Source organism: Bacteroides faecichinchillae JCM 17102, from assembly GCF_000614145.1.
GTDB classification, from domain to species: domain Bacteria; phylum Bacteroidota; class Bacteroidia; order Bacteroidales; family Bacteroidaceae; genus Bacteroides; species Bacteroides faecichinchillae.
Map to the genome: position 1 here is coordinate 65,935 of NZ_BAKK01000006.1, position 23,851 is coordinate 89,785.

A 23,851-nucleotide genomic window follows, 5' to 3' on the forward strand; every position below is an offset into this window, starting at 1 on the left:
AATGATGACACCATCCTGTCTGGATAGTGTCACCATTTTTTAGATTATAGAATAGTACCGTCAGATGTAACTTTTATCTTCTTATCTGGCCTATTATCTGCCTCTAATTCAATAAGATAGTAATTTCCTTCAGACAATGTCTCAAAGTATTCGGAATCATCAATATGATATTCAGGGAATTGCTCGCTAATAGTTGTTCCAACTGTTACGGGGATGATGTCTACATCCCACGAGGTAGATATCCAATCACCTCCTTGATTAAATAATACTTCCTTAGATGATCCATTATGTAAAATATCAACTTCTGTATAACCGGAATCTTCCTTATCTATTTCCATGATTTTTGCTTCCGGATATTTTCTTTCAATAAAAGATTTCATTTTAGCAGTAAGCTGAGGGATCGGTAAGTAATTGTCCTGATCATCATCTGTATCTACTGCACTTTTTATCAAAACACCATCCTCCGAATAATACAAATCCATCTCTTGGTTCTGTCGCTCTACCTCGATGACATACATAGTTCCCATTCCCTGACGTTCTAACATATCTATATCATCCTTTTTCCAATCTTTATATTCACTCTTTTCAAATGAGTTTTTTACAGCTTCCGGTAATTTGGTATAAGGAATATCGGTTTCGGTCATACACCAACTACCATCCGGCATAAACCAAGCCGAAGTCTCATATCCATTATGAAAGTCTGCCACATAATAACCGGACTTAGTTTCCCATTTTACATTACCTGCATTGGGATATTTGGATGAAAATGCATTCTGTAATTCTATGGGAACAGAGATTGATTCATCATCATCGCTATCACAACTTTGTAAGCTCCAGGCACTTAGAGCAATCATTAGAAGATACAATTTTAGTTTCATATTGTTTTAGTTTAGAATAAATTACATATCAATATCAATCAAATTAAAGTTTATGTCGAATTTCAGTTCTGTTCGATTAGTAAGCTTTACTTCATATTCTTTTTTATCCCGTTCCAGTTTCAGTATCTTGGTATCCGGATAGTTGTCTTTTACATACTTTTGAATAGGTTCAGGAATCACAGCAGCAGGAACAGCACTATATTTGCAATCTACTTCTTTCCAGTTTCCCTTTTTATCAAATTCCACTTTATTACCATTAGTGAAAATCACATCATAACTTTTATTAAAAAGATCACTTTCCATTTTTGCCAAAGCTACCTTATTGTCAGCAAAATATTTCTTTATAAATAACTGCGCTTGCTGTGGCATTTGACTTATCTGGATGGGTTTGTCATCATCAGCTCTTACCACCGTTTGCATAGCGAACAAACATACAAATAAAAATAATAACTTTTTCATAATCATCGTTTTTTTATTGGTTTATACTATTATCGATTATTTCGTAATGCAAAGATGAGAGTAGAATCTGAAAAAAATTAGGAATTTTGAGGAAAATCGAAAAAAATAATGGAAATATATTCAATTATATTCTTATAATAGCTACTAATATTAACATCCCTTACTTTTGCATACACAAATTTGACTATATTCATATTAAAATAACCATAAGAACTTTTTTATGACTATGAGAACAAATTATTTCCTATTATTAGTAATGAGACGAGAAGTCAGATCAAGGTAAAATCTTACAAATATTTTCCATAATACTGAAAAGAAACTGTATCAAGACTGATAATTACTATCATTTTTGATACAATTTCTTATTTTAGTTACGTTTCAAGATATCGAAGCAATGTTCTTGATGTTCGAAATAGTATTGTAATTTTAAATGTTGTAAACGACAAATAGAATTGGCAATGGCTAGTCCTAATCCGGTAGAACCTTCTTTTCTACTCCCCTGATAGAAACGCTCAAAGATGTGTTCCTTATCTAATGGATGATTTGTTCCAGTATTCCGGAAAGTTATTCTATACTTAGTAATTTTAACATGGATACAGCCACCACTTACGTTATGAACAAAGGCATTTTTTAAAAGATTCGTCAATAGAGCAATAGCCAATGATTCATTTATTGTTGCATGGAATTCACCTTGTTCTACAATTGTTACTTTTATATTACGATACTCGTAGACTTCTTTGTAATCTTTCAGATACTGTTTAAGAATGTTATTCAATACTAAATCTTTAGTTTCAGAAAATTGCCCGTTATCTATTTTAGTCAATAATAATAAGGACTTGTTTAATTTCGTGATATATTCCAACGTTTGATGAGTCTTCATCAGTTCTTCCAGTTGATTCTCAGTTAATGAATCATCTTCCATTAACATTTCCATACGGTTACGACAGATAGCAAGCGGAGTTTGTATCTCGTGCGAAGCATTTCCTATAAATTGCTTTTGTTGTTCGAACATTTGATCTGTACGCTCAACGTAACGGATAGCGGCTTCATTCAATTTACGAAACTCAGTTATTTGAGTCTGATTTTTCAGAGGTTCATTTTTTTTCCCTGTCTGATAACCATCCAGCCAATGAAGCAACGCATACAAAGGACGCATATTCCGGTAGAACACCCATACTGAAATGGAAATAATACAAAGCGATAAAGCAATGTACAAAAAAATAACCCAAAGTAATATCTCATCTTTCAAATCATCTTTTTCAATGCTAGGAGTAGATACGGTAAGTTTGTGATAACGTCCCTCATCATCTTTAAATATAGTAATCAAAATACGCGCCGGTTCCGTTTCTTCCTTTTCTACAATATAAACCATAGAGTCTTTATATTGGATATCGTCATGGCTTTCTGCATATTCTTTGCTTACTTCTGTCAGATAATATTGGTTATTAGAACCATTATTTTTAGAAGGTAACTCCTCTCCTGCCAAGCACGGATAATGATTGCCTCCGAGTAATCTTCCAACGAATCATCTACTTCATCATTTATTTCGTCAATCATCGTGACATAAAAAAAGGTAGCCCAAATTGTTAGAATGAGAATTAAAGCTATAGAAATACGGAGAATGATATAATATATTAATTTCATGTATAGGCGTGACTAGTTACTTTTTATTCTACAATCATCTTATAACCAAAACCATAAACGGCCTTTAATTCTATATTAGCTCCCGAGTCTTTCAACTTCTTACGAAGATTCTTGATTTGGGCATAAATAAAATCAAAATTATCTACCTGATCAATATGATCCCCCCAAACGGATTCAGCTAACGTATTTTTATTTATTAATCTTCCGGGGCGATTCATAAAGTATAATAAGATATCATATTCTTTACGATTCAATTCCAATTCTTGATTTTCAACGAAAACTCTGAATTTATCTGGTTCTATCCGCACATTTCCCTGGCAAATATTTATTTCTCCTTCATTCTGGTGACGGCGAATAACACTTTTAATTCGTGCATTCAATTCAACCAAATGAAATGGTTTTGGCAAATAGTCATCTGCTCCCAGTTCTAAGCCCAAAACTTTATCTTCCAAAGAGTCTTTAGCTGAGATAATAATCACATTTTCTCGTTTATGCATCGTTTTCAACTTCTCCAAAAGATCTAATCCGCTTCCATCTGGCAACATGATATCCAGCAAAATGCAGTCATAGTCGTAATCTTCTATTTTATATAAAGCTGTATTAAAGCTGTCCGCCGTTTCTACAACATACCGTTCCTTCTCCAATGAAAGTTGAATAAGTTCTCTCAAAGCCGGTTCATCTTCTACAATTAATATCTTCATAAAAAGTCCTCCTTTTCTTGTACGAATACAAAGAAAAAGGATAATTCTGAAATAAAATTGAAATGAATAAAAAAGAGTCTGAAATTCAATGGAGATTTCAGACTCTTAGCAAATTAATGTGATCTAGATTGGATTTTCCTCACATCAAATTATCTTAATAAGAACGTGCAAAGATTACACGACATGCAGAAGGTTTACCCGTAACCATACATTTACCCGGTTCTTTATCACCCGGAACAAATGAATCGAATGGGATACAACGGATCGTAGCTTTCGTTTCTTCTTTTATCTTTTCTTCAGTTTCAGTTGTTCCATCCCAATGAGCCAGGATAAAACCACCTTTTTCGATTTTTTCCTTGAATTCATCGTAGGAATCAACTGTAGTGATATGTGAGTTACGATAATCTAACGCCTTCTTATAAATATTTGCCTGCATTTCTTCAAGCAAATTCTGAACATATGTCTCAATACCATCACAAGATACAGTTTCTTTTTCAAGTGTATCGCGGCGCATCACTTCCATTGTATTATTCTCAAGATCACGTCCACCCATCACAAGACGTACAGGAACTCCCTTCAATTCATAATCTGCGAATTTGAAGCCCGGACGCTTATTATCTGCATTATCATATTTTACAGAAACACCTAACGCTTTCAACTTGGCGACAATACTTTCTACTTTAGCATCAATTTGTTTTAATTGTTCATCATTTTTATAGATAGGAACAATAACGACCTGAATTGGAGCCAAATGTGGAGGTAAAACCAAACCGTTATCATCAGAATGAGTCATAATAAGTGCCCCCATCAAACGAGTAGAAACTCCCCATGAAGTTGCCCAAACATACTCTAGTTTATTTTCTTTGTTTACAAACTGAACGTCGAAAGCCTTTGCAAAGTTCTGTCCCAAGAAATGGGAAGTACCGCTCTGCAATGCTTTTCCATCCTGCATCATAGCTTCAATTGTATATGTATCAAGTGCACCGGCAAAACGCTCGTTAGCAGATTTCACTCCTTTTACAACCGGAACAGCCATATATTTTTCTGCGAATTCAGCATATACATTCAGCATTCTTTGTGCTTCTTCCTCAGCTTCTTCACGTGTAGCATGTGCTGTATGCCCTTCTTGCCACAAGAATTCAGCAGTACGCAGGAACAAACGGGTACGCATTTCCCAACGGAATACGTTTGCCCACTGATTACAAAGGATAGGCAAATCACGATAAGACTGGATCCAATTCTTATATGTATTCCAGATAATTGTTTCAGAAGTGGGTCGAATAATCAGTTCTTCTTCCAACTTTGCAGCCGGATCTACCACAACGCCTGAACCATCTTCTGCATTCTTCAAACGATAGTGTGTTACCACAGCACATTCCTTAGCAAATCCTTCTACATGCTCTGCTTCACGACTTAGGAACGATTTCGGAATTAATAATGGGAAATAAGCGTTCACATGTCCTGTTTCTTTAAACATATTGTCCAATTGACGCTGCATCTTTTCCCAGATAGCGTATCCGTAAGGCTTAATCACCATACATCCGCGTACAGCAGATTGTTCTGCCAAGTCTGCTTTTACCACCAAATCGTTGTACCATTGAGAGTAGTTCTCACTACGTTTGGTCAGGTCTTTCAGTTCTTTTGCCATTATATTTTTCTATTTAAGTTTCTTAAGTGTTCAAACAGGACGCAAAAATACGAAAAATGAACGAAATGTGTCTATTCTTCATACATTAATTTCAATACGAAAAAAAATCAGATAGATATCTAACATTATCTATCTGATTTATAACGGAGCGGTAAACGAGGCTCGAACTCGCGACCCCCAGCTTGGGAAGCTAGTGCTCTACCAACTGAGCTATTACCGCATTATTCACTCAAAAAGTGCTTCCAAAATGATGATGCAAAGGTAAACATAATTTTTATAATTTCATTCTTTAGTGAAAGAAAAATTTCAAGTAGCCTAATTTGTCTTCTAATTACGGAATTCTAAACTGTTCATTATGGAATAATTAGCTTTTAGAGTACCCATAAGTGAACAAAGTTGTTCTTTTATCTGTTAGAAAGTCTCTAAAATAAGATTTGATAAACATGAAAAAGAATCAACTGATATTTGTATTATTTGCTTTATGTTTCCTCAGCAATCAAATGAAGGCACAGACTTCGTTAAGTTTTAAAGAATCATTACATTTGCTTCAACAAGGAAATCAGAGTTTGAAAATAGCAGATAAAAGTATAGAGATAGCAAAGACTGAACGTGATAAGTTAAATGCTTTTTGGTATCCTAGTCTACAGTCTACAGGAGCGTTCGTGCATATGTCGGAAAAGATTGAGGTAAAACAACCTTTGTCTCAATTTACGGATCCAGCTAAAGATTTTGTGCATTCTATAATTCCAAATGATCAGATCATTTCATCTATCCTTGACCAAATCGGAACCAATACACTTATTTTTCCTCTAACTCCACGCAACTTGACAACAGTTGATGTATCGGCTGAATGGGTACTTTTTTCTGGAGGTAAGCGATTTCGTGCCACAAATATTGGACGTACAATGGTAGATCTGGCTAGAGAAAATCGTGCAGAAGTTTCTGCCAACCAACAAAATTTGTTAGTCGAAAGTTATTATGGGCTTCGACTGGCACAACAGATTGTGACAGTTCGGGAAGAAACATACAAAGGACTACAAAAACACTATGAGAATGCTCTGAAACTTGAAGCAGCAGGAATGATAGATAAAGCAGGACGTTTGTTTGCCCAAGTAAATATGGACGAAGCAAGACGAGAACTAGAAGCTGCCCAAAAAGAAGAAACTGTCATGCAAAGTGCTCTTAAGACCTTATTAAACAAGAAAGATATGGATGAAAATATTGTCCCTACCTCTCCTTTGTTTATGAATGACTCCTTACCTCCTAAAATGCTTTTCAATTTATCAGTGGGAAGTGGCAACTATCTACTCAACCAATTGCAGTTACAAGAACATATTGCCAAACAACAAGTACGCATCGATCAAAGCGGTTATTTGCCCAATATTGCAATATTCGGTAAACAAACCCTTTATTCTCATGGCATTCAAAGTAATCTAGTCCCTCGTACCATGGTCGGAATCGGATTTACATGGAATCTGTTCGATGGTTTGGATCGTGAAAAACGTATCCGGCAATCGAAACTGACACAACAGACCTTAGTCCTGAGACAAATGAAAGCTCGAGATGATCTGGCTGTAGGAGTAGACAAACTATATACACAACTTCAAAAAGCCCAAGACAATGTAAAAGCTTTAAATGCAACCATTAAATTGAGTGAAGAATTAGTACGTATCCGCAAAAAGTCTTTCACTGAGGGAATGGCAACATCAACCGAAGTAATTGATGCAGAAACAATGCTTTCGAAAGTGAAAGTAGCTCGACTGGCTGCCTATTATGAATATGATGTGGCACTAATGAATTTACTTTCACTTTGTGGCACACCAGAACAATTTGTAAACTATCAACCTAAACCGTAAAAAATAATGAAACCAACTAGTAGAACCCTTTCCTGGGCCTTTGTCATCATCATGCTGGCAGTTGCCATCTTCACAGTCCTGGGAATGATATTGATGCATAAACAACCGCTAGTTCTGCAAGGACAGGCAGAAGCAACAGAAATTCGTATCAGCGGGAAACTTCCCGGACGTATTGACACTTTCTTCGTAAAAGAAGGCGATTGGGTACGTCAGGGCGATACACTTGTCGTTATCAATAGTCCTGAAATACATGCCAAATACCAACAGGTAAATGCTTTGGAACGAGTAGCTATGCAACAAAATAAAAAAATTGATGCAGGAACCCGCAAACAGATTGTGGCTACAGCATTGCAATTATGGAATAAAACCAAAAGTGATCTGACATTAGCAAAAACAACTTATAATCGAATTCTTACATTATATAATGATAGTGTAGTTACTTCTCAACGAAAAGATGAAGTAGAAGCAATGTATAAAGCAGCAGTAGCAGCCGAACGGGCAGCATACGAACAATATCAGATGGCTGTAGACGGTGCACAGAAAGAAGACAAAGCTTCTGCTGCTAGTATGGTGGACGCTGCACGAAGTACAGTAGATGAAGTCTCAGCTTTATTAGTTGATGCTCGATTGACCGCACCAGAAAACGGACAAATTGCAACTATTTTCCCAAAACGTGGAGAGTTGGTTGCCCCAGGAACACCTATTATGAATCTGGTAGTTATGAATGATGTACATGTTGTACTTAATGTACGAGAAGATCTAATGCCACAATTCAAAATGGGAGAAACATTTACTGCAAATGTACCAGCTATCGGAAAAGAGAATATTGAATTTAAAATCTATTATATTAGTCCCCTGGGTAGTTTTGCTACATGGAAATCAACTAAACAGACGGGAAGTTATGATTTACGTACCTTCGAGATCCATGCTCGTCCCACAGAAAAAGTAGAAGATTTGCGTCCTGGAATGTCCGTATTATTGACGCTAAACGATTAAAAGCATGAGTTCATCACAAACATATCATCCTTTTCACGCAGTGTTGCTGAGAGAGTGGCATCGTATGACTTCACGACGTCTTTATTTTGGTGTGTGTATAGTACTCCCACTGTTCACTCTCTTTTTTATGGCAACAATTTTCGGCAATGGACAAATGGAAAATATTCCTATCGGTATTGTTGATCAGGATAATACAGCCAGCTCCAGAACAATTGTTCGTAATATATCAGCTGTACCTACATTCAATGTGATACAGCATTTTGTAAATGAAGCTGCTGCCCGAGAAGCTGTGCAGAAAAAGGAAATATATGGTTATCTCTCTATTCCTCCTCAATTTGAACAAGACGCTATTACCGGAAAGAATGCAACTCTATCTTATTATTATCATTATGCACTTATGTCGGTTGGCGGTGAGTTGATGGCAGCGTTCGAAACATCTTTGGCTCCTGTATCTCTTTCTCCTATCGTGATGCAAGCTGTTGCATTAGGAGTAGATCAAGAACAAATTACGACTTTTTTATTACCTGTTCAGGCTAATAATCATCCTATTTACAATCCGAGTCTGGACTATTCGGTGTATTTAAGTCAGCCTTTCTTTTTTGTATTATTTCAAGTGTTGATTTTACTCACCACTGTATATGCAACGGGTATTGAAATAAAGTTCCGAACAGCCGATGAATGGCTGACTGTTGCAAAAGGTAATATGGTAATAGCTGTATTAGGGAAATTACTACCTTATACTATTATTTATATACTAATAGGATGGTTTGCCAATTATGTAATGTTTGGTATTCTACACATCCCTTTTCAGGGAAGTTGGTTGTTAATGAATAGTATGACTGTTCTTTTCATTATAGCAACGCAGGCCCTTGGTTTGTTCTTATTTTCACTGTTTCCTGCCATTTCCTTAATCATCAGTATCGTGTCGATGGTAGGTTCTTTAGGTGCCACGTTATCAGGAGTAACTTTTCCTGTTCCTAATATGTTCCCGTTAGTAAGGGATGCATCTTACCTTTTCCCGGTCCGTCATTTTACGGAAGCAATGCAAATGATGCTTTACGGTGGCAGTGGATTTATTCATCTTTGGACAACGGCTGTAATATTGTGTATATTCCCTTTGTTAGCCTTCCTGTTACTTCCGCATTTGAAACGAGCTATAGAAAGTCATAAGTATGAAAAAATTAAGTAAATTACAACAGATATCGTTCATCATCCGTCGTGAATTTGTGGCTATCAGTACTAGTTATGCTATACTATTGGTATTGATAGGAGGAATTTTCGTATATGGATTACTCTATAATTATATGTATGCTCCTAATATCGTAACTAATGTTCCGGTAGCAGTTGTTGATAATTCTCACAGCCAATTAAGTCGTAATTTTATTCGATGGTTGGATGCTACTCCACAAACAGAAATTTATGATCAGGCTATAGACTATCATGAAGCAAAAGAATGGATGAAAACAGGAAAAGTACAAGGAATTATCTATCTACCCCATGATTTTGAAGAACGGGTATTCCGGGGAGATGAAGCTGTATTCTCTTTATATGCAACAACTGACGCTTTTCTATATTTTGAAGCTCTACAAAGTTCCTCTTCATTAGTAATGTTGGCAATCAACGATAAATATCGTCCGGATGGAGCAGTCTTTCTACCTCCTCAAGGTTTATTGGCTGTAGCTATGGCACAACCTATCAATGTTTCTGGAACGGCACTTTACAATTACACAGAGGGATATGATCTTATTTGATTCCAGCAGTTATGATGATTATTATTTTTCAAACATTATTAATGGTCATCGGGATGGCGACCGGAGAAGAATATAGTACGAGAGGAATTCGGGTTTATATACCTTTTGGACAAGGATGGGGAACCGCTATACGTATTGTGGCAGGAAAAACTTTTGTATATTGCAGTCTATACGCTGTCTTCGCTTTGTTCTTGTTAGGTCTGCTTCCATACTTTTTTAGTATTCCTAATATTGGCAATGGATTATACATTGTCTTATTGATGATTCCATATCTCATAGCTACTTCGTTTCTCGGATTAGCAGCTTCGCGTTATTTTACAGATTCGGAAGCACCCTTACTTATGATAGCCTTCTTCTCAGTTGGATTGATTTTCCTCTCGGGAGTTTCTTATCCAATGGAGTTAATGCCATGGTATTGGAAAGCAGCTCATTACATTCTTCCAGCAGCACCGGGTACACTTGCTTTTGTGAAGTTAAACTCAATGGGAGCCAGTATGGCTGACATCCGACCGGAATATATCACTTTGTGGATTCAGGCAGGAATCTATTTTCTATTGAGTATATGGGTATATAAGAAAAAACTGAATTAAACAATCAGCAGAATAAAAAGGCCAAGAGGTAGCACTTCATGATGAAAAAGAACTACCCCTTGTTTATGGCATGAAGTATCTTGTTATTATCTACGAATCAAATATTTGATAAGAAAATAACCTCCAAATACTTGTAAACACATACCAAGGATACCTATACGAAAATCCTGAATAGCTTTAAAGAAATTATCAACATAGATCCACTCTCCTAAAGTACCGACTATCTGATAGCTTAAGACTACTCCTACTAAAATAGGAATAGATATACGTCCGAAGTGGTGAGCAGCCCATCCGGCAGAAACAGCCAGTAGTATTGATTTCATAAGAATAATAGGCAATGCAGTATGCATTGGCATATTAAATAATAAAAAATTAATCACAGGTGAAAGAATAGCTGTCAGTAGACCTACTTTCCAACCATACTTATAAGCACCGATTAATGTAAAGAAATAAATTGGTAGCCAGGTTATTCCACCTTGGGGAATGAGATGAAAAAGTTGAGGGAAAAGGAGGTTGCCTACAATGAATATAGAGGCTGCCAAATATGTCTTTATATCACTATAATTGAGTGAATAGAATTTCACAGATATTGTTTCCATATTATTTATTATTTAAAAGTTCAAATTTATACCGCCCATAAAGGTTACTTTAGGCATTGGATATCCTAGATTAATTTCATACTGTTGTGCCAATAAGTTTTCACCTTTTACAAAGACGCTAGCATAATTACATAAGCGGTAACTTCCCCTAAGATTCCACAGTACAAAACTATCTTGCTTTTCATTTCCTTTGATCGCACTAGTATAAAGTCCTTTCACATATTGTACTCCTGTAGCCAAGTTCCAACGCCCTGAAGAAAAGTTTGCTCCAGCATACAATTTATGTTCGGGAGCAGCAAGCACCGGATTCTTTATATGTAACCAGCTATAATTAGCATTAACACTCCAATAAGAATTAATCCGATACCCCATATTCGTCTCAATACCCCAATTTTCAATCTCACCCGAATTTATATTGAGTGGAGGCATTAAACCATTGGACATGATTATATTATCTCCATTAATATAATAAAGACTCAAACCATATGAAAGCGCATTTCCCAATAAATGTTGCGAATATGACAATTCATAATTCGTCAGCCTTTCAGCTTTCAAATCAGGATTTGCAGGAGTGAACATATACATATCACGAATAGTTGGATTACGATATCCTTTGCTTACCATTGCTTTTAATTCCGTATTTTTGGGAAAATGGAAAGCTAATCCTCCCTGAGGAATCCACTCTGTTCCCACATGTGAATGATGATCAATACGGACACCTGCATCCAAAGACAACCAGCTATACAAATCCTGTCGGAAATCTACATATCCGGCAAACTCATCTACTTGTTTGTCAACTCCAGGGATACGTTCACCAGTCGCTACTACCCTATTCCATGATTCACCTCCAAAATGTTGATAGTCAAAGCCTACAGTCAGACGATTACCAGAAAAGAAGCTGGTACTCTGAAACCAAGAAACACCCATCATTTTATCTTTAGAATAAAAATGTGACTTCTGAGGTTCTTTTCCTGCTGAATATCCATCATTGATTTTATGCCGTCCCCAATTGTAGAAAAAACTCAGAGCACCGGAAGTCTTTTCGTAACGATTTTCCAAAGCAAATGAGGTCATTCCCCGAGTTATACGAGAATCATTATCAATAAGAGGAGTTTGAATGGTTCCCGGATTGGAAGCGTTGAAATGGGTAACATTTACATCTCCCCACACTTTCCAATAATTACTAAGATCATATCCTAATTTAGCATATCCACCATATTGCTCAAATTCCATATCTGAGCGATGGCCGTCTGTACGGTTATATGATCCTGTAACAACACTACTGAAACGTCCCTTTCTTACCCGGTTGGACATTTCTGTCTGCAAAGTATTATACGAACCGTAACCCACTTGCATATCAGTATTTACTCCATCCTCCAACTGCTTACGAGTAACTATATTAATAACTCCCCCCATCGCATTAGAACCGTATAGAACAGATGCAGGTCCACGTACCACTTCTACTTTTTCAGCCATCATTGATTGATAAGCATCCGCTATTGGATGTCCCATTAATCCCATGTATTGAGGATGTCCATCAATCAAAACAAGTAATCCTGCCGTTGGACTTCCTCCAACACCACGCAGGCTCATGCTACCCGCTGCCCCTGTAGATACACCATATCCCATTATACCACGACTAGTGATAAACAGTCCCGGCACCTGTTCTGTCAAAAGTGGCAGCAACGAAGCTTCATATCTACTTTCTATTTGAGAACGTCCTACCACAGATATAGTCATCGGAAGATGACGAACATCTGTTTCACTGCGTGTTCCTGTAACCACCACTTCATCAATCGCATAACTCCTCCCCACATGTGTCGTATCTTTTTTAACCTGTGCCGCTCCTGAAAGGGAAAACAAACTACTTATTAAAAAAAGACTAGCTGTATTTTTTATCGTTCTCATCTTTTGATTCTCATTTTTCCAATAAAATCATGAATTAACGGTAATATTGCCTCGGCAGTTTCCACATCACTACACATAGTTTCTACAGGACACCACCCAGTACGATCACGATTCCAAATAAACGGCACCTCTTGCTTAAAACCAACTTTCACATCAGACTGGCGGAATAATTCCAAAGCTTTAGAACTGATTATATCAGTATACAATTCCTTTATACCTCCCAGAATCATTAATGCAGCAGCACCTTTACCGACTACTTTATCAGCAATGGAAGCCCCCTGAAGAAAATCAGGTTCCAGAGTCAGCAAATCATATAAGTCAGCTACTCCACGCTGAGTGAAAGTTCGACGTACTTCTCCATTAACAATCACACAGGAGTATCCTCCCGAATGTAACAAATTAATTAGTTCTTCCATTATAAGGTTCCTTGTTTTAGTTGTTCTACAAATTGATCGATACGGTATAACTCCCTGGTATATCAATATTCTGTGGGCAATGAGACACACATTGGTTGCATCCGATACAATGGCTGGCCTGTCGCAATTTAGGAACACTACGGTCATAACCGATAAGAAAAGCACGACGTGCCTTCGCATAATTTTTATCCTGTCCACTACTTGGTACATTACCTTCATTGACACAGCGATTATAATGCAACAATACTCCGGGTATATCCAATCCGTATGGACATGGCATACAATATTTGCAATCGTTACAAGGTATTGTAGGATAATTCAGCATTAATAAAGCTGTTTCCTCCAAGAAGTCTTTCTCTTCGTCGGTAAGTGGCTGCAAAGGAGAATAAGTGCGGAGATTATCCTGTAAATGCTCCATATAGGTCATTCCACTTAAAACAGTAAGTACCTTCTCCGGAGATCCCGCATAACGGAATGCCCATGACGCTACGCTAGTTTCAGGGCTACGTTGTTTAAGACGTGCAACCAGATGATCATTCAGTTTAGACAAACGTCCTCCTAAAAGTGGTTCCATTATAACGGCTGGAATGTCACGTTTTTCCAGTTCCTGATATAAATATTCCGCATCTGTATTCCTAGCATTCACTTCTTTTGCATGTTTCCAATCAACATAATTAAGCTGTATTTGCACAAAATCCCATTTTATTTCATTATGCAACGAAAGTAGGTAATCATATACTTCAATATCACCATGATAAGAAAATCCAAGATTCCTGATACGTCCTGCTTCACGTTCTTTAATCAGGAAATCTAGCATTCCGTTATCTAAATACCTGCCTCTGAGAGCATCCATTCCCCCCATCCCAATACCATGAAGTAACATATAATCAATGTAATCTACCTGAAGATCTGTGAATGATTTATGATACATTTTTAAAGAAGCCTCACGAGACCATGTACTTGGATCGAAATTAGATAATTTGGTAGCAATATAATATTTATCACGTGGGTGACGGCTTAATGCAATACCTGTCGCCTTTTCAGAAAAACCTTGAACATATGCCGGAGATGTATCGAAATAGTTTACTCCATGAGCAATAGCGTAGTCCACCAATTCATTAACAGCGTCTTGGTCAATCAATTCACCTTTACCATCAGGAGCCGGCTTGAGTGGCCATCTCATACATCCATATCCTAACAACGAAACCCGATCTCCTGTAGAAGGAGTAATACGATAGGTCATTTTGTCGGTAGGAATCCCTTTCTCCGCTGAAACTACACTTGAAGCAGAATTATTATTATTAGAAGAGCATCCATACAGTAAACCTGTTGATGTAGCAGCACTGATACCTACTATCTTTATGAAATCTCTTCGATTCATTTCTTTTTTATTTTTTTCTTCCATAATCTTATGTTGAATTAGATTATATAACTCGGTGCATCAGATGTCCAGATACATAGATTGCACTAAACGGACGTGACGGACATAAATTCTCACAAGCTCCACAACCGATACAACGTTCTACATTTACTATCGGAATTTTAGGGGAATCGGAAATATTCGGATTCGATGGAACCATTTGTATCGCATTGGTCGGACAGTGACGAGCACAGTTACCACACTCCTTTCCATCTGTTAATGGGACACAATTCTCTTTCACCCATACAGCATGACCGATTTGAGTTGCTGATTTATCAGCGGTAGTAATCGGAAGAATGGCACCTGCCGGACAGACATCCGCACACTTAGTACATTCAGGGCGACAATAGCCTCGTTCATATGACATCTCCGGTTGCATTAACGTCATTAAATTATCTGAGGGACGAAGCACTTGATTAGGACAAACAGAGACACATAATTGGCAAGCAGTACAATGCTGCGTAAAATTACGTGCACTTAATGCACCGGCAGGGAAAATCTTATTTTCCCGATTGGGAATCTTTTTATCTTCAATGACAGCTAACCCTCCATCCACTTTCTTTTCCTGAGCTTTCAGAATAGCTGCTGTGGCAAAGATTGCAGATGATGATAGGAAGCTACGGCGAGAGTTACTCGCTGGCGTAGAATTCACTTGCGATGTTTCCAATGAAACCGATCCGTCATTTACTGTTCTAGGAACTCGCCGAGTATATTTGATAGCTCCATGTTTACACTTTCCGATACAATCCATACAAGCAACACAACGACTATAATCAATTTCATGTGCTTTCGGATTAATACAGGATGCCTTACAATTACGCGCACACAACCCACAATTGTTACATTGGGTCGTATCAATCATTGGTTTGAAAACAGAATAGCGGGATATAAATCCCAAGATCGTTCCAACAGGACAGATTGTGTTACAATAAGCACGTCCGTTACGCCATGCTAATATAAACAATACGATAAAGGTTACGACTGAAACCATCAAAGTAGAAAGACTTTTCATCCAAACATCCACTTCATAGAAAGCATAGCTATCTGCTCGATCTGCCAAATAGGCAAGAAAATTATTCCCCCATTGCCAAACAGGAGCTAAAAGACTGGATACCATACGTCCATAAGCGCTATAAGGTGCCACAAGAATGGCTAAAGCATTCCATCCCGCAATCATAGCTACAACAAACATAGCTAAAACTCCATAACGTAACCACTTTTTTGCCGGTGAATAACGGAAACGATTTTTCTTCCGTTTTCCGGAAAACCAAGAAATAATGTCCTGAAACACTCCTAAAGGACATATCACCGAACAATAAACACGCCCGAATATGAATGTCAGTACTACAAGAAATAGTACGACACCTACATTCAATGCTAATATTGCAGGTAAAAATTGAATTTTAGCCAGCCAACCAAACCAAGTATGCAATGTTCCTGTAAAATCAAGGAAAAGCAGGGTAATAATAACAAAGCATACAATAGCAGTTGTGATTCTAATAATACGTAGCATAATCAAATAAATTTCAATTTATAATAGTTAAAATTCTTTTATTTAAAGAGTTTTACCGTATGTCTGACCATTATACACCACAAGCGGATTTTATTACGGTGCAAATTTAATCACAGAGATTTACTTTTCACATATCTTAATTGCTGAAAGTTATACCAATATTACAGATTTACTTTCTTTTAATAGAAAAACTGCCCGTCAATACATCATTTGGATATATCAATGAGCAGTCTTTTTACAGTTTCATTTCTATATACTTCTTTATGTTATGAAATCTATCAGACATTGTTTCCCATTTCATAGGCTTCCACCATCGAAAGTTTTCCTTCTATCTCTCCCACCTTCCAGGCACCAATTCCATAAACCACTCCTTTCTCTACTGGCTCTTCCAGACAATCAAGAAAGCCTCGGAAACCTTCGATGGTTCTTTCCATCATCGGAACACTTTCTTCTGCAGCAGCTATAATAAAATAGAATTCTTTGTTGCGTATTTCGAGATAACGGGCACAGCAACGGTCAATCAATGTTTTCATCTGTGCGCACATAGTATAGAAATAGACAGGAGTTGCCATTACAATCACATCTGATCCTATCATTTTTTCAATGATGTCTGCTGCATCATCTTTTTGCGGACAAGGTTTCCCGTACATACTACAAACACTACATCCCGTACAATAATTGATTTGTTTGTCTTTCAGAAAAATCTTTTCCACATCATTTCCTGCCGCTTCGGCACCTTTTAAAAACTCATCACACAGTCTGTCTGAGTTTCCTCCTTTACGGGGACTGGATGATAGTATCAGAACTTTTTTACTCATAATCGTAGCCTTTAAATTGTTATTGATTATTCACTTTGCAAAAGTATGCAGAATTTACCAGAACTTTTGTATATAAATTACGGGTGATATTACCATTTTTACAGATAATTATCCCTATCTTTGCTTACCTGTTAATTATAAGTAGAAGTTATGAACCATCCTTATCAATTTAGAGAAGCAACAATTTCGGACATAGAAATTCTGAAAGAATTGTATAAAGAAACAGTTTTGACTATAAACATAAAAGACTACTCTCTTGAAGAAGTCCGAGATTGGGCTTCATGTGGTGAGAATATTCCACATTGGATAGAACTAATCAATAATCTATATTTTATTATAGCTCTCAACGAAACAAACCAAGCCATTGGATTCGCATCTTTACGTAAAGACGGCTATTTGCATTCCATGTTCGTACACGCAAAATTCCAACAGAAAGGAGTGGCTACCTTCCTGTTGTCCGAAATAGAAAAATATGCTATCAACCATCAAATTGAAATTATCACATCCGAAGTAAGCCTGACAGCCAAATCCTTTTTTGAGAGCAAAGGTTATTACATCCAATACGAACAAAAAAAGACTGGCAAACCAATTATGTCTCACCAACTTCGTCATGAAAAAACATTTGAGATAGAGACATTTGCATACATGTCCTTATTCAACGACCATTTCAAACTGATCACACGCTCCTGTTCGATGAGCCAGATGTTTGGTTGAAGGAGAAAAACCAAATAAAGGTGAATAAGTTTTTACTTTGATAGTTTTACCGTCAGGCATAAATTCAAGTATACGGAGCCAACCGTCTCCTCCATTGCCTTCCCATCCGCCACCTGATATCTGTACATTGAACATCATCTGGTGAACCTTTTTTCCCACCTTGTTCGGGTCTACACGATAAGCGACTGCATCCTCAAATTCACCAGGTTTACCCGTATGTCCACATACAACCAGATCTATATTTGAAGAAGGATAAATCAGTTTATCCCACACTCCTTGTCCCCAATTTCGGGGAGTTATTTTATAATGCTCATTGTCAGTACGTTTCGCATTGCGCTCCCGAAGAAAAGAATGAGTTATAAATATAACCTTATGATCAATATATTCTTTCTTTGCAACTAAATTTCTTGCCCATTCAAGCACTTCGTCACGTGGAGCAAATTCTGATGTTATAACTAAGATTTTATCCCAATTAGGAACTTTAAACTCAAAAGCTGCATTCTCTAAAGATACTACTCCATTACGATTCGGAAAGTCAGCGACAAGACAATCTCTCCAGGTTGAATTTCGTTTGAAAGGAAAATATTCAGGAAAATGAGTAATACCACATTCTGAACTTTTGTATCCGTAATCATGATTACCACAAGATATTATATAAGGAACCTTGTTGTCAAGACGCGCAAATGAACGTGAAGCGGATTCCCACATTTCTTCACTTGTCTGATTAAGCATCTTCCGATTCATTGTAATGTTTTCGTTTTGTTCTACCAGATCTCCTGTACAGAGTACAGCCTTTATATTTAGATTGTCAATATTATCAGCAATCCATGCCGTACAGAGTTCGAATATCGGTTGGTTGATGTCGTATTTTGTATATCCTTGAGGATCCCCCAATACGATCATTGAAAATGATTCATTATTTTCAAGGTGTTGTTGGTCTGCTCGCTGTTGTGCTAGCGTGGGAAGTATGAATGTAAGTACTGCCCAAAAGAATAAAATTGGCTTCTTCATATTATTAGATACAATAGTTGAGAACTTAATTATTGGAATCAAAAATACAAAAAATATATTGTATTCATACTTCTATTAATATTTTTTCTTCAAATAACATACTGTTTGGATTAGTACTTGTTCTATAGAACACAGTTTACTTATATTTTCGTTTGTTATGTTTTCCTGGATTATATTTCTCAAATCCCGCATTGTTAAGACGTTTTTTTAAGTAACCATTCTGCTTTAAAAACAACTAAACAAACGGTTTATTTACCTTTATATATATAAAAAAGATTGTGCAATTTTACACGCTAAATCTATTCAATTGAAAGAAAAATAACACAAGTTGGAGGAAGAAAAATACAAAAACATAACGAATAGTAGAATAACAAAGTGACAATAGAACCCGGATAACTTTCTATTATCACTCTATTGTCACCGACTATTATCACCATTTCAGCATTGATTAGTAATTGTTTAACTTAAAAAAGTGACAAATGACAATAAAACAAGCATTTTTTAGTCTAAGTACGCTGAAGGAACGAGCCTTGATTGTACAGTAACTGACCGGAAGAACTAGAATAAGTTGATAGTTACTGTACAGCATTCAGCCAGTTACTCTGTTGCAACATAGTTGTTCGTGCAGATGTTCTCGCTAATGGATAGAGGAATATTATTAATTTATACGGATAAAAACGATAACTCCTCCTTATGGATTGGTAAAGATACCTTTTATTATTAGACTACAAAGGTCATCTTTTATTGCGATTTACTCTTTTTCTATCGGGATTTACTTATATAAATAACTCCACAAATAGTTAGTAAATATCCTGTTAGGCATATTACAGAAGCCACACGTATACGTAAATCACTGAATATATCCGGATTATAAGCGGAAAGGGTACTCCCCTCGCCGCTCATCAATATATATCGATAAAACACCGAACATTCCCAAGGCAGAAGAAAGAATTGTCATCGAGTAATATGCCTGTGTCTTTTGAAGCCGGGTGCCATTTACTTCAAAATAAGAGACTGCCTGACGTATTTGTTCATCGGATGAATGATGGACGTTCTTATCCTCATTGACTTTTATACACAACAGATTATACTCGGCAAGTTATGCCTCGTTCATCTGATTCGTCTGAATATTTTCAAGAATTATAAAAGCAGTGTCCGGGTCCTGCTCCATTATTGCGCAGCTCTGTCTAACCCCTGTTTTACATTTGTCCCTTCCAGATGACAACCAACCAAAGAAAACAACATCACATAAAGTAAAATTCGGAATTTATTCATAGCGGTATCATACCTATTGATTGTTGTCGCAAATATAAAATGAAGTAACAAATAAAAGAAAGAAAAGAGGAATGTGCCTGGGGCAATTGATACAGATTACAGTTTCTTCTACCATTATTACTGATAGGTAATACCAATACGGGAAAAAGTACTAAATTTGTATCGTATCAATCAAGCTTAAAAAGAGTATGGACGAAATCATCAAAATGGATCACATCTGCCAATATAATGATCGGGTAGGCAATGAAACACTACATCCACTAGTGAGTGTAGTAGACTTCTCTAAATGCAAATCTATACGGCATTCACGTCAAATGTTGGGCTTTTATACCATATTTCTAAAGGAAGTGAAATGTGGAGATATACATTATGGACGCCAGTATTATGATTATCAGGAAGGAACAATGGTTTTTCTTGCTCCGGGGCAAGTTGTAGGTTTTGTAGACAATGGAAAGCCTTTTCAACCCAAAGGATGGGGATTGCTTTTTCATCCTGATTTTCTTCGCGGAACATCACTGGGACGTAATATTAAGAATTATAACTTCTTTTCTTACGAATCCAACGAAGCTCTCCACCTGTCTGAGCAAGAACGGGGTGTGATTATTGAGTGTTTTCATAATATACAAACAGAGTTACAACGTGGTATCGATAAACATAGCCAAACGATTATTGTAGCTAATATAGAATTACTCCTAAACTACTGTATGCGCTTCTACGATCGTCAATTTATTACTCGTAGTAATGTAAATAAGGATATCTTGAGCCGGTTCGAAAATCTTCTGCACAACTACTTTCTGTCAGATAAACCACAGGATATCGGTTTGCCTTCAGTACAATATTGTGCAGAGAAGCTGAATCTTTCACCTAATTATTTCGGAGATTTAATCAAGAAAGAAACGGGAAAGTCACCACAAGAACATATCCAACTTAAATTGATAGAAACAGCAAAAGAAAAAGTCTTTGATACAAGTAAATCTATTAGCGAGATAGCATACGAATTAGGGTTTAAATATCCTCAGCATTTCACACGTTTATTTAAGAAATGTGTAGGTTACTCTCCTAACGAGTATCGACAGAATAGCATAAACTAATGCTCTTCATTTGAAACGCTTTAGATCTTTCTTTGCGAATGTCCATTCCGGAGTATAAAGATTTCCATCGTCCGCATCGGTCAGTTCGTACCAAGGAGACAGATTGCGATCTGACGGATTGACTAAGATATGAATCTGTTGAGCCGGCATATAACTTTGTGCCAATAAAAAGACCTTTTTCTTTGTCGTTGGATGGATAGCAATGTCCATCACGATTACAGCATGCCCCGGAGAGCCTCCTTTGATAAAAACATCTCCGGGTTGTAAAGAGGTGTAAGGAACTGTTTGAAGTTCCTTTGCGAGAGAGGCCGTACCGGCATACATAAATACCATATCCAAATACTTGCGAAAAGTTTTATATGAATAATCTCTTCCTCCTGCAGCATACCACTCCGCTTTATTTCCACTTACCTTAATACGTTTCCCTTCCGCCCACTTCGTATATTCTACCGGAAAACCACTGGTAAAGTTAAACTTGATTTCACCATATCGCTTTTGTACCCATAGATACTCTGCCCGTAAGCGTATCACCGCATCTGCACATTGCTGCAAATCCAGATTGCCTATTTCCATATTTATCACAGAATAAGCAGCTGATTGATTTTGCTTTTCTTGTCCATTATAAAGTTTGACTTTACTGCCCTCCGGAAACAAGGGAAGTTGTCGTAAATAAGCTGCAAAAGAATTTCCATCACACTTCTTACGGATATATCCATCAGGGGGAACGATTCTATTTTCTATAGTTTGTGCAAAAGCGATTATAGAAACAAAGCAGATTATATTAACTATTAATATTCTTCTCATAATATTTACTTTGTTCGAAGATAAAATTTATTTTATTGAAAATCAAATACTATTCAAAAAACTTTCTGATTTTATCAGAGAGAATACTCATCTTTAAGAAAAGGATTCTCCACTATTCTCTTTATATTTGCAAGAAATTAAAAATATGTACTCACAAGTTATACTTATTACTGGAGCATCTTCCGGATTCGGAAAATTCACAGCACAAATGTTAGCTGAACAGGGGCACGTCGTTTATGGAACAAGTAGAAAACCATCCGGAAATATAGGTAATGTTAAAATGATAGTAGTTGATGTCACAAATGTCAATTCCATACAATGTGCTATTGACAAGATAATATCGGAGCAAGGAAGAATCGACATACTTATCAATAATGCCGGAATCGGGATTGGAGGAGCATTAGAACTAACCACTGATCAAGAAGTAATGACACAAATGAATACCAATTTCTTTGGTGTAGTAAATATGTGTAAAATGGTGCTACCATTCATGCGTAAAGCTCGCAAAGGAAAAATTATCAATATCAGTTCGATTGGCGGCGTAATAGGTATTCCTTATCAAGGATTTTATTCGGCTTCCAAATTTGCCATAGAGGGATATAGCGAGTCATTGGCTTTGGAAGTTCACCCTTTTGATATCAAGGTATGTCTGGTAGAACCAGGAGACTTTAATACAGGATTTACTGCCAATCGTAATATATCAGAAGCGACATTGAAAGACACTGATTACGGACCAAGTTTTGCCAAATCTTTAGAGATTATAGAGAAAGAAGAACAAAATGGTTGCCATCCTCGTAAACTAGCAGGTACTATCTGTAAGATCGTATCCTCTCAAAATCCCCCTTTTCGGACGAAAGTAGGGCCATGGGTACAAGTGCTATTTGCTAAATGCAAATGTTGGTTACCACATAAGGTTATACAATTCGCACTCCGGTTTTTCTATGTTATTCGATAGTTTCTCTCATAAAAATAATCCTCTCATTTTCATATCTGGAAAATGAGAGGATTATTTTATGACATTATTTCGTTCTATGCTTTAGATACCAACTCCAGAAACATAGTAGTAGTTAATAATACTGCTAATCCTACGCAAACTGTAATCAACAACCAGTTTATGTATTTCGCTTTTGGCTTAGTATCTGCATGCAGGTTATTTAAAAAATATTCCCGGAAGAATAGATACAAGCCCGGAATGGTCGCACTTGCCAATAAAAAGTCCTCAGGTATTTGGAAAAAATAAGTTTTAGACAATCCGATCAATGACCAATGGCATAGAAAAAGAACCAGAAACATATTTACCTTATGGGCAAATAATAGCAATAATCCAATGGTAAATACCACTACCGAACAAGGCATTACCGGAGAAGTCATTTCCGGGAAAGTCAATCCGCGAGCTAAAGAAATAAGAGGATAAACAAATGGCATTGCTAACAACACATAAGAAAGTATATCATATTTATGAGTACGCTCAAAAGTTGTATAGCCTGTAATAATATCCCAAAGCCATATAATAGCCATTACTCCCCAAAACATAGCCATCACCCCGTTATAACTACCGTTCTTCACAACAAATATAATAATAGACAATCGAAATCCATGTATACAGTCCTATCATATAGACTTTCATAGCCATCTTCTTCCATGGATAAGGCTTGCTCACAAGCAATGCAGTCAGTATAATCCCAATCAGTATAATTGCTATCTGATATATCCAGGTAACAGAATTATAATATCCAATTGTTCTCCAAAAAATCTCCAT

At 36.8% G+C, this 23,851-nt stretch carries 18 protein-coding genes, 1 tRNA gene and 5 pseudogenes; 7 read left to right on the top strand and 17 right to left on the bottom strand.

The features are described from left to right. Nucleotides 1-44: 44 nt before the first annotated feature. The 6 genes and pseudogenes from JCM17102_RS04650 to JCM17102_RS04675 form a co-directional block, all read right to left on the bottom strand. A complete protein-coding gene (locus tag JCM17102_RS04650; protein ID WP_025074189.1) occupies nt 45-878 on the bottom strand; it encodes a PepSY-like domain-containing protein in 834 nt (277 codons plus the stop codon). Between the two features lie 21 nt (nt 879-899). Further along, nucleotides 900-1,337, bottom strand: coding sequence for a PepSY-like domain-containing protein (locus JCM17102_RS04655; protein ID WP_025074190.1), 438 nt, complete (start codon nt 1,335-1,337; stop codon nt 900-902). 442 nt (nt 1,338-1,779) lie between these two features. Beyond that, nucleotides 1,780-2,981 (bottom strand): annotated as a pseudogene (locus JCM17102_RS26210) (sensor histidine kinase); the annotation flags it as partial. A gap of 23 nt (nt 2,982-3,004) precedes the next feature. Then, nucleotides 3,005-3,682 carry a response regulator transcription factor gene (locus JCM17102_RS04665; RefSeq protein ID WP_025074191.1) on the bottom strand — a complete coding sequence of 226 codons (678 nt, stop codon included), beginning with the start codon at nt 3,680-3,682 and terminating at the stop codon, nt 3,005-3,007. Nucleotides 3,683-3,836: 154 nt separating this feature from the next. Next, nucleotides 3,837-5,330, bottom strand: coding sequence for a proline--tRNA ligase (gene proS / locus JCM17102_RS04670; protein WP_025074192.1), 1,494 nt, complete (start codon nt 5,328-5,330; stop codon nt 3,837-3,839). A 147-nt stretch (nt 5,331-5,477) separates the two neighbouring features. Continuing rightward, nucleotides 5,478-5,550: transfer RNA gene (locus JCM17102_RS04675), tRNA-Gly, on the bottom strand. 280 nt (nt 5,551-5,830) lie between these two features. Here JCM17102_RS04675 and JCM17102_RS04680 point away from each other — a divergent pair. From JCM17102_RS04680 to JCM17102_RS26215, 4 genes and pseudogenes are all read left to right on the top strand, one after another. Continuing rightward, nucleotides 5,831-7,186: a TolC family protein gene (locus tag JCM17102_RS04680; RefSeq protein WP_373278861.1), complete on the top strand. Its 1,356-nt coding sequence runs from the start codon at nt 5,831-5,833 to the stop codon at nt 7,184-7,186. Nucleotides 7,187-7,192: 6 nt separating this feature from the next. After that, entirely contained in the window at nt 7,193-8,182 is a 990-nt protein-coding gene (locus JCM17102_RS04685) for an HlyD family secretion protein (RefSeq protein ID WP_025074194.1), read from the top strand. Nucleotides 8,183-8,186: 4 nt separating this feature from the next. Next, nucleotides 8,187-9,371: an ABC transporter permease gene (locus tag JCM17102_RS04690; protein WP_025074195.1), complete on the top strand. Its 1,185-nt coding sequence runs from the start codon at nt 8,187-8,189 to the stop codon at nt 9,369-9,371. After that, nucleotides 9,355-10,523: pseudogene (locus JCM17102_RS26215) on the top strand (ABC transporter permease). Before JCM17102_RS04690 ends, JCM17102_RS26215 begins: the two are co-directional and overlap by 17 nt. A gap of 86 nt (nt 10,524-10,609) precedes the next feature. Here JCM17102_RS26215 and JCM17102_RS04700 read toward each other — a convergent pair. The 6 genes and pseudogenes from JCM17102_RS04700 to JCM17102_RS04725 all read right to left on the bottom strand — a co-directional run bounded on the left by JCM17102_RS04700 (nt 10,610) and on the right by JCM17102_RS04725 (nt 17,197). Further along, nucleotides 10,610-11,122, bottom strand: a complete 513-nt coding sequence (locus tag JCM17102_RS04700) for a hypothetical protein (protein WP_025074196.1) — start codon at nt 11,120-11,122, stop codon at nt 10,610-10,612. 12 nt (nt 11,123-11,134) lie between these two features. Continuing rightward, nucleotides 11,135-13,030, bottom strand: a complete 1,896-nt coding sequence (locus JCM17102_RS04705; RefSeq protein WP_025074197.1) for a TonB-dependent receptor — start codon at nt 13,028-13,030, stop codon at nt 11,135-11,137. After that, nucleotides 13,027-13,446 carry a DUF1893 domain-containing protein gene (locus tag JCM17102_RS04710; RefSeq protein WP_025074198.1) on the bottom strand — a complete coding sequence of 140 codons (420 nt, stop codon included), beginning with the start codon at nt 13,444-13,446 and terminating at the stop codon, nt 13,027-13,029. The genes JCM17102_RS04705 and JCM17102_RS04710 overlap by 4 nt, the downstream gene beginning before the upstream one ends. Then, nucleotides 13,446-14,851 (bottom strand): annotated as a pseudogene (locus tag JCM17102_RS26220) (aldo/keto reductase). The gene JCM17102_RS04710 and the pseudogene JCM17102_RS26220 overlap by 1 nt, the downstream one beginning before the upstream one ends. 19 nt (nt 14,852-14,870) lie before the next feature. After that, on the bottom strand, nt 14,871-16,379 hold the full coding sequence (locus JCM17102_RS04720) for a 4Fe-4S binding protein (RefSeq protein WP_025074199.1): 1,509 nt from the start codon (nt 16,377-16,379) through the stop codon (nt 14,871-14,873). A gap of 278 nt (nt 16,380-16,657) precedes the next feature. Continuing rightward, nucleotides 16,658-17,197: a flavodoxin family protein gene (locus JCM17102_RS04725; protein WP_025074200.1), complete on the bottom strand. Its 540-nt coding sequence runs from the start codon at nt 17,195-17,197 to the stop codon at nt 16,658-16,660. A gap of 150 nt (nt 17,198-17,347) precedes the next feature. On the opposite strand from JCM17102_RS04725, the gene JCM17102_RS22085 reads away from it, so the two are divergent. Next, nucleotides 17,348-17,911 carry a GNAT family N-acetyltransferase gene (locus JCM17102_RS22085; RefSeq protein ID WP_033886545.1) on the top strand — a complete coding sequence of 188 codons (564 nt, stop codon included), beginning with the start codon at nt 17,348-17,350 and terminating at the stop codon, nt 17,909-17,911. On the opposite strand, the gene JCM17102_RS04735 is transcribed toward JCM17102_RS22085, so the two are convergent. The 3 genes and pseudogenes from JCM17102_RS04735 to JCM17102_RS31295 all read right to left on the bottom strand — a co-directional run. Then, nucleotides 17,849-18,922: a metallophosphoesterase gene (locus JCM17102_RS04735; RefSeq protein WP_025074201.1), complete on the bottom strand. Its 1,074-nt coding sequence runs from the start codon at nt 18,920-18,922 to the stop codon at nt 17,849-17,851. The genes JCM17102_RS22085 and JCM17102_RS04735 overlap by 63 nt on opposite strands. Nucleotides 18,923-19,684: 762 nt before the next feature. Next, entirely contained in the window at nt 19,685-19,864 is a 180-nt protein-coding gene (locus tag JCM17102_RS29495) for a DUF3098 domain-containing protein (RefSeq protein ID WP_073349411.1), read from the bottom strand. Then, nucleotides 19,857-20,197, bottom strand: a pseudogene (locus tag JCM17102_RS31295) (tetratricopeptide repeat protein); the annotation flags it as partial. The pseudogene JCM17102_RS31295 and the gene JCM17102_RS29495, both read right to left, overlap by 8 nt. A gap of 188 nt (nt 20,198-20,385) precedes the next feature. Here JCM17102_RS31295 and JCM17102_RS04740 point away from each other — a divergent pair. Further along, complete coding sequence (locus JCM17102_RS04740) at nt 20,386-21,288, top strand: helix-turn-helix domain-containing protein (protein ID WP_025074202.1); 903 nt, start codon at nt 20,386-20,388, stop codon at nt 21,286-21,288. Between the two features lie 6 nt (nt 21,289-21,294). Here the strand turns inward: JCM17102_RS04740 and JCM17102_RS04745 are convergent, their stop codons facing one another. Beyond that, a complete protein-coding gene (locus JCM17102_RS04745) occupies nt 21,295-22,092 on the bottom strand; it encodes a DUF4846 domain-containing protein (RefSeq protein WP_025074203.1) in 798 nt (265 codons plus the stop codon). A gap of 145 nt (nt 22,093-22,237) precedes the next feature. Here JCM17102_RS04745 and kdsR point away from each other — a divergent pair, with 145 nt between their 5' ends. Continuing rightward, nucleotides 22,238-23,047 carry a 3-ketodihydrosphingosine reductase gene (gene kdsR / locus JCM17102_RS04750; protein ID WP_025074204.1) on the top strand — a complete coding sequence of 270 codons (810 nt, stop codon included), beginning with the start codon at nt 22,238-22,240 and terminating at the stop codon, nt 23,045-23,047. Nucleotides 23,048-23,121: 74 nt separating this feature from the next. Here the strand turns inward: kdsR and JCM17102_RS26225 are convergent. Then, nucleotides 23,122-23,851 (bottom strand): annotated as a pseudogene (locus JCM17102_RS26225) (DUF6064 family protein).

Coding starts and splice junctions, on each gene's coding strand:
- JCM17102_RS04700 (WP_025074196.1), bottom strand. CDS start 11,122: ATGGAAACAATATCTGTGAAATTCTATTCACTCAATTATAGTGATATA.
- JCM17102_RS04655 (WP_025074190.1), bottom strand. CDS start 1,337: ATGAAAAAGTTATTATTTTTATTTGTATGTTTGTTCGCTATGCAAACG.
- proS (WP_025074192.1), bottom strand. CDS start 5,330: ATGGCAAAAGAACTGAAAGACCTGACCAAACGTAGTGAGAACTACTCT.
- JCM17102_RS04680 (WP_373278861.1), top strand. CDS start 5,831: ATGAAGGCACAGACTTCGTTAAGTTTTAAAGAATCATTACATTTGCTT.
- JCM17102_RS04650 (WP_025074189.1), bottom strand. CDS start 878: ATGAAACTAAAATTGTATCTTCTAATGATTGCTCTAAGTGCCTGGAGC.
- JCM17102_RS04690 (WP_025074195.1), top strand. CDS start 8,187: ATGAGTTCATCACAAACATATCATCCTTTTCACGCAGTGTTGCTGAGA.
- JCM17102_RS04740 (WP_025074202.1), top strand. CDS start 20,386: ATGGACGAAATCATCAAAATGGATCACATCTGCCAATATAATGATCGG.
- JCM17102_RS04735 (WP_025074201.1), bottom strand. CDS start 18,922: ATGAAGAAGCCAATTTTATTCTTTTGGGCAGTACTTACATTCATACTT.
- kdsR (WP_025074204.1), top strand. CDS start 22,238: ATGTACTCACAAGTTATACTTATTACTGGAGCATCTTCCGGATTCGGA.
- JCM17102_RS04710 (WP_025074198.1), bottom strand. CDS start 13,446: ATGGAAGAACTAATTAATTTGTTACATTCGGGAGGATACTCCTGTGTG.
- JCM17102_RS04685 (WP_025074194.1), top strand. CDS start 7,193: ATGAAACCAACTAGTAGAACCCTTTCCTGGGCCTTTGTCATCATCATG.
- JCM17102_RS04720 (WP_025074199.1), bottom strand. CDS start 16,379: ATGCTACGTATTATTAGAATCACAACTGCTATTGTATGCTTTGTTATT.
- JCM17102_RS04665 (WP_025074191.1), bottom strand. CDS start 3,682: ATGAAGATATTAATTGTAGAAGATGAACCGGCTTTGAGAGAACTTATT.
- JCM17102_RS22085 (WP_033886545.1), top strand. CDS start 17,348: ATGAACCATCCTTATCAATTTAGAGAAGCAACAATTTCGGACATAGAA.
- JCM17102_RS04745 (WP_025074203.1), bottom strand. CDS start 22,092: ATGAGAAGAATATTAATAGTTAATATAATCTGCTTTGTTTCTATAATC.
- JCM17102_RS04705 (WP_025074197.1), bottom strand. CDS start 13,030: ATGAGAACGATAAAAAATACAGCTAGTCTTTTTTTAATAAGTAGTTTG.
- JCM17102_RS04725 (WP_025074200.1), bottom strand. CDS start 17,197: ATGAGTAAAAAAGTTCTGATACTATCATCCAGTCCCCGTAAAGGAGGA.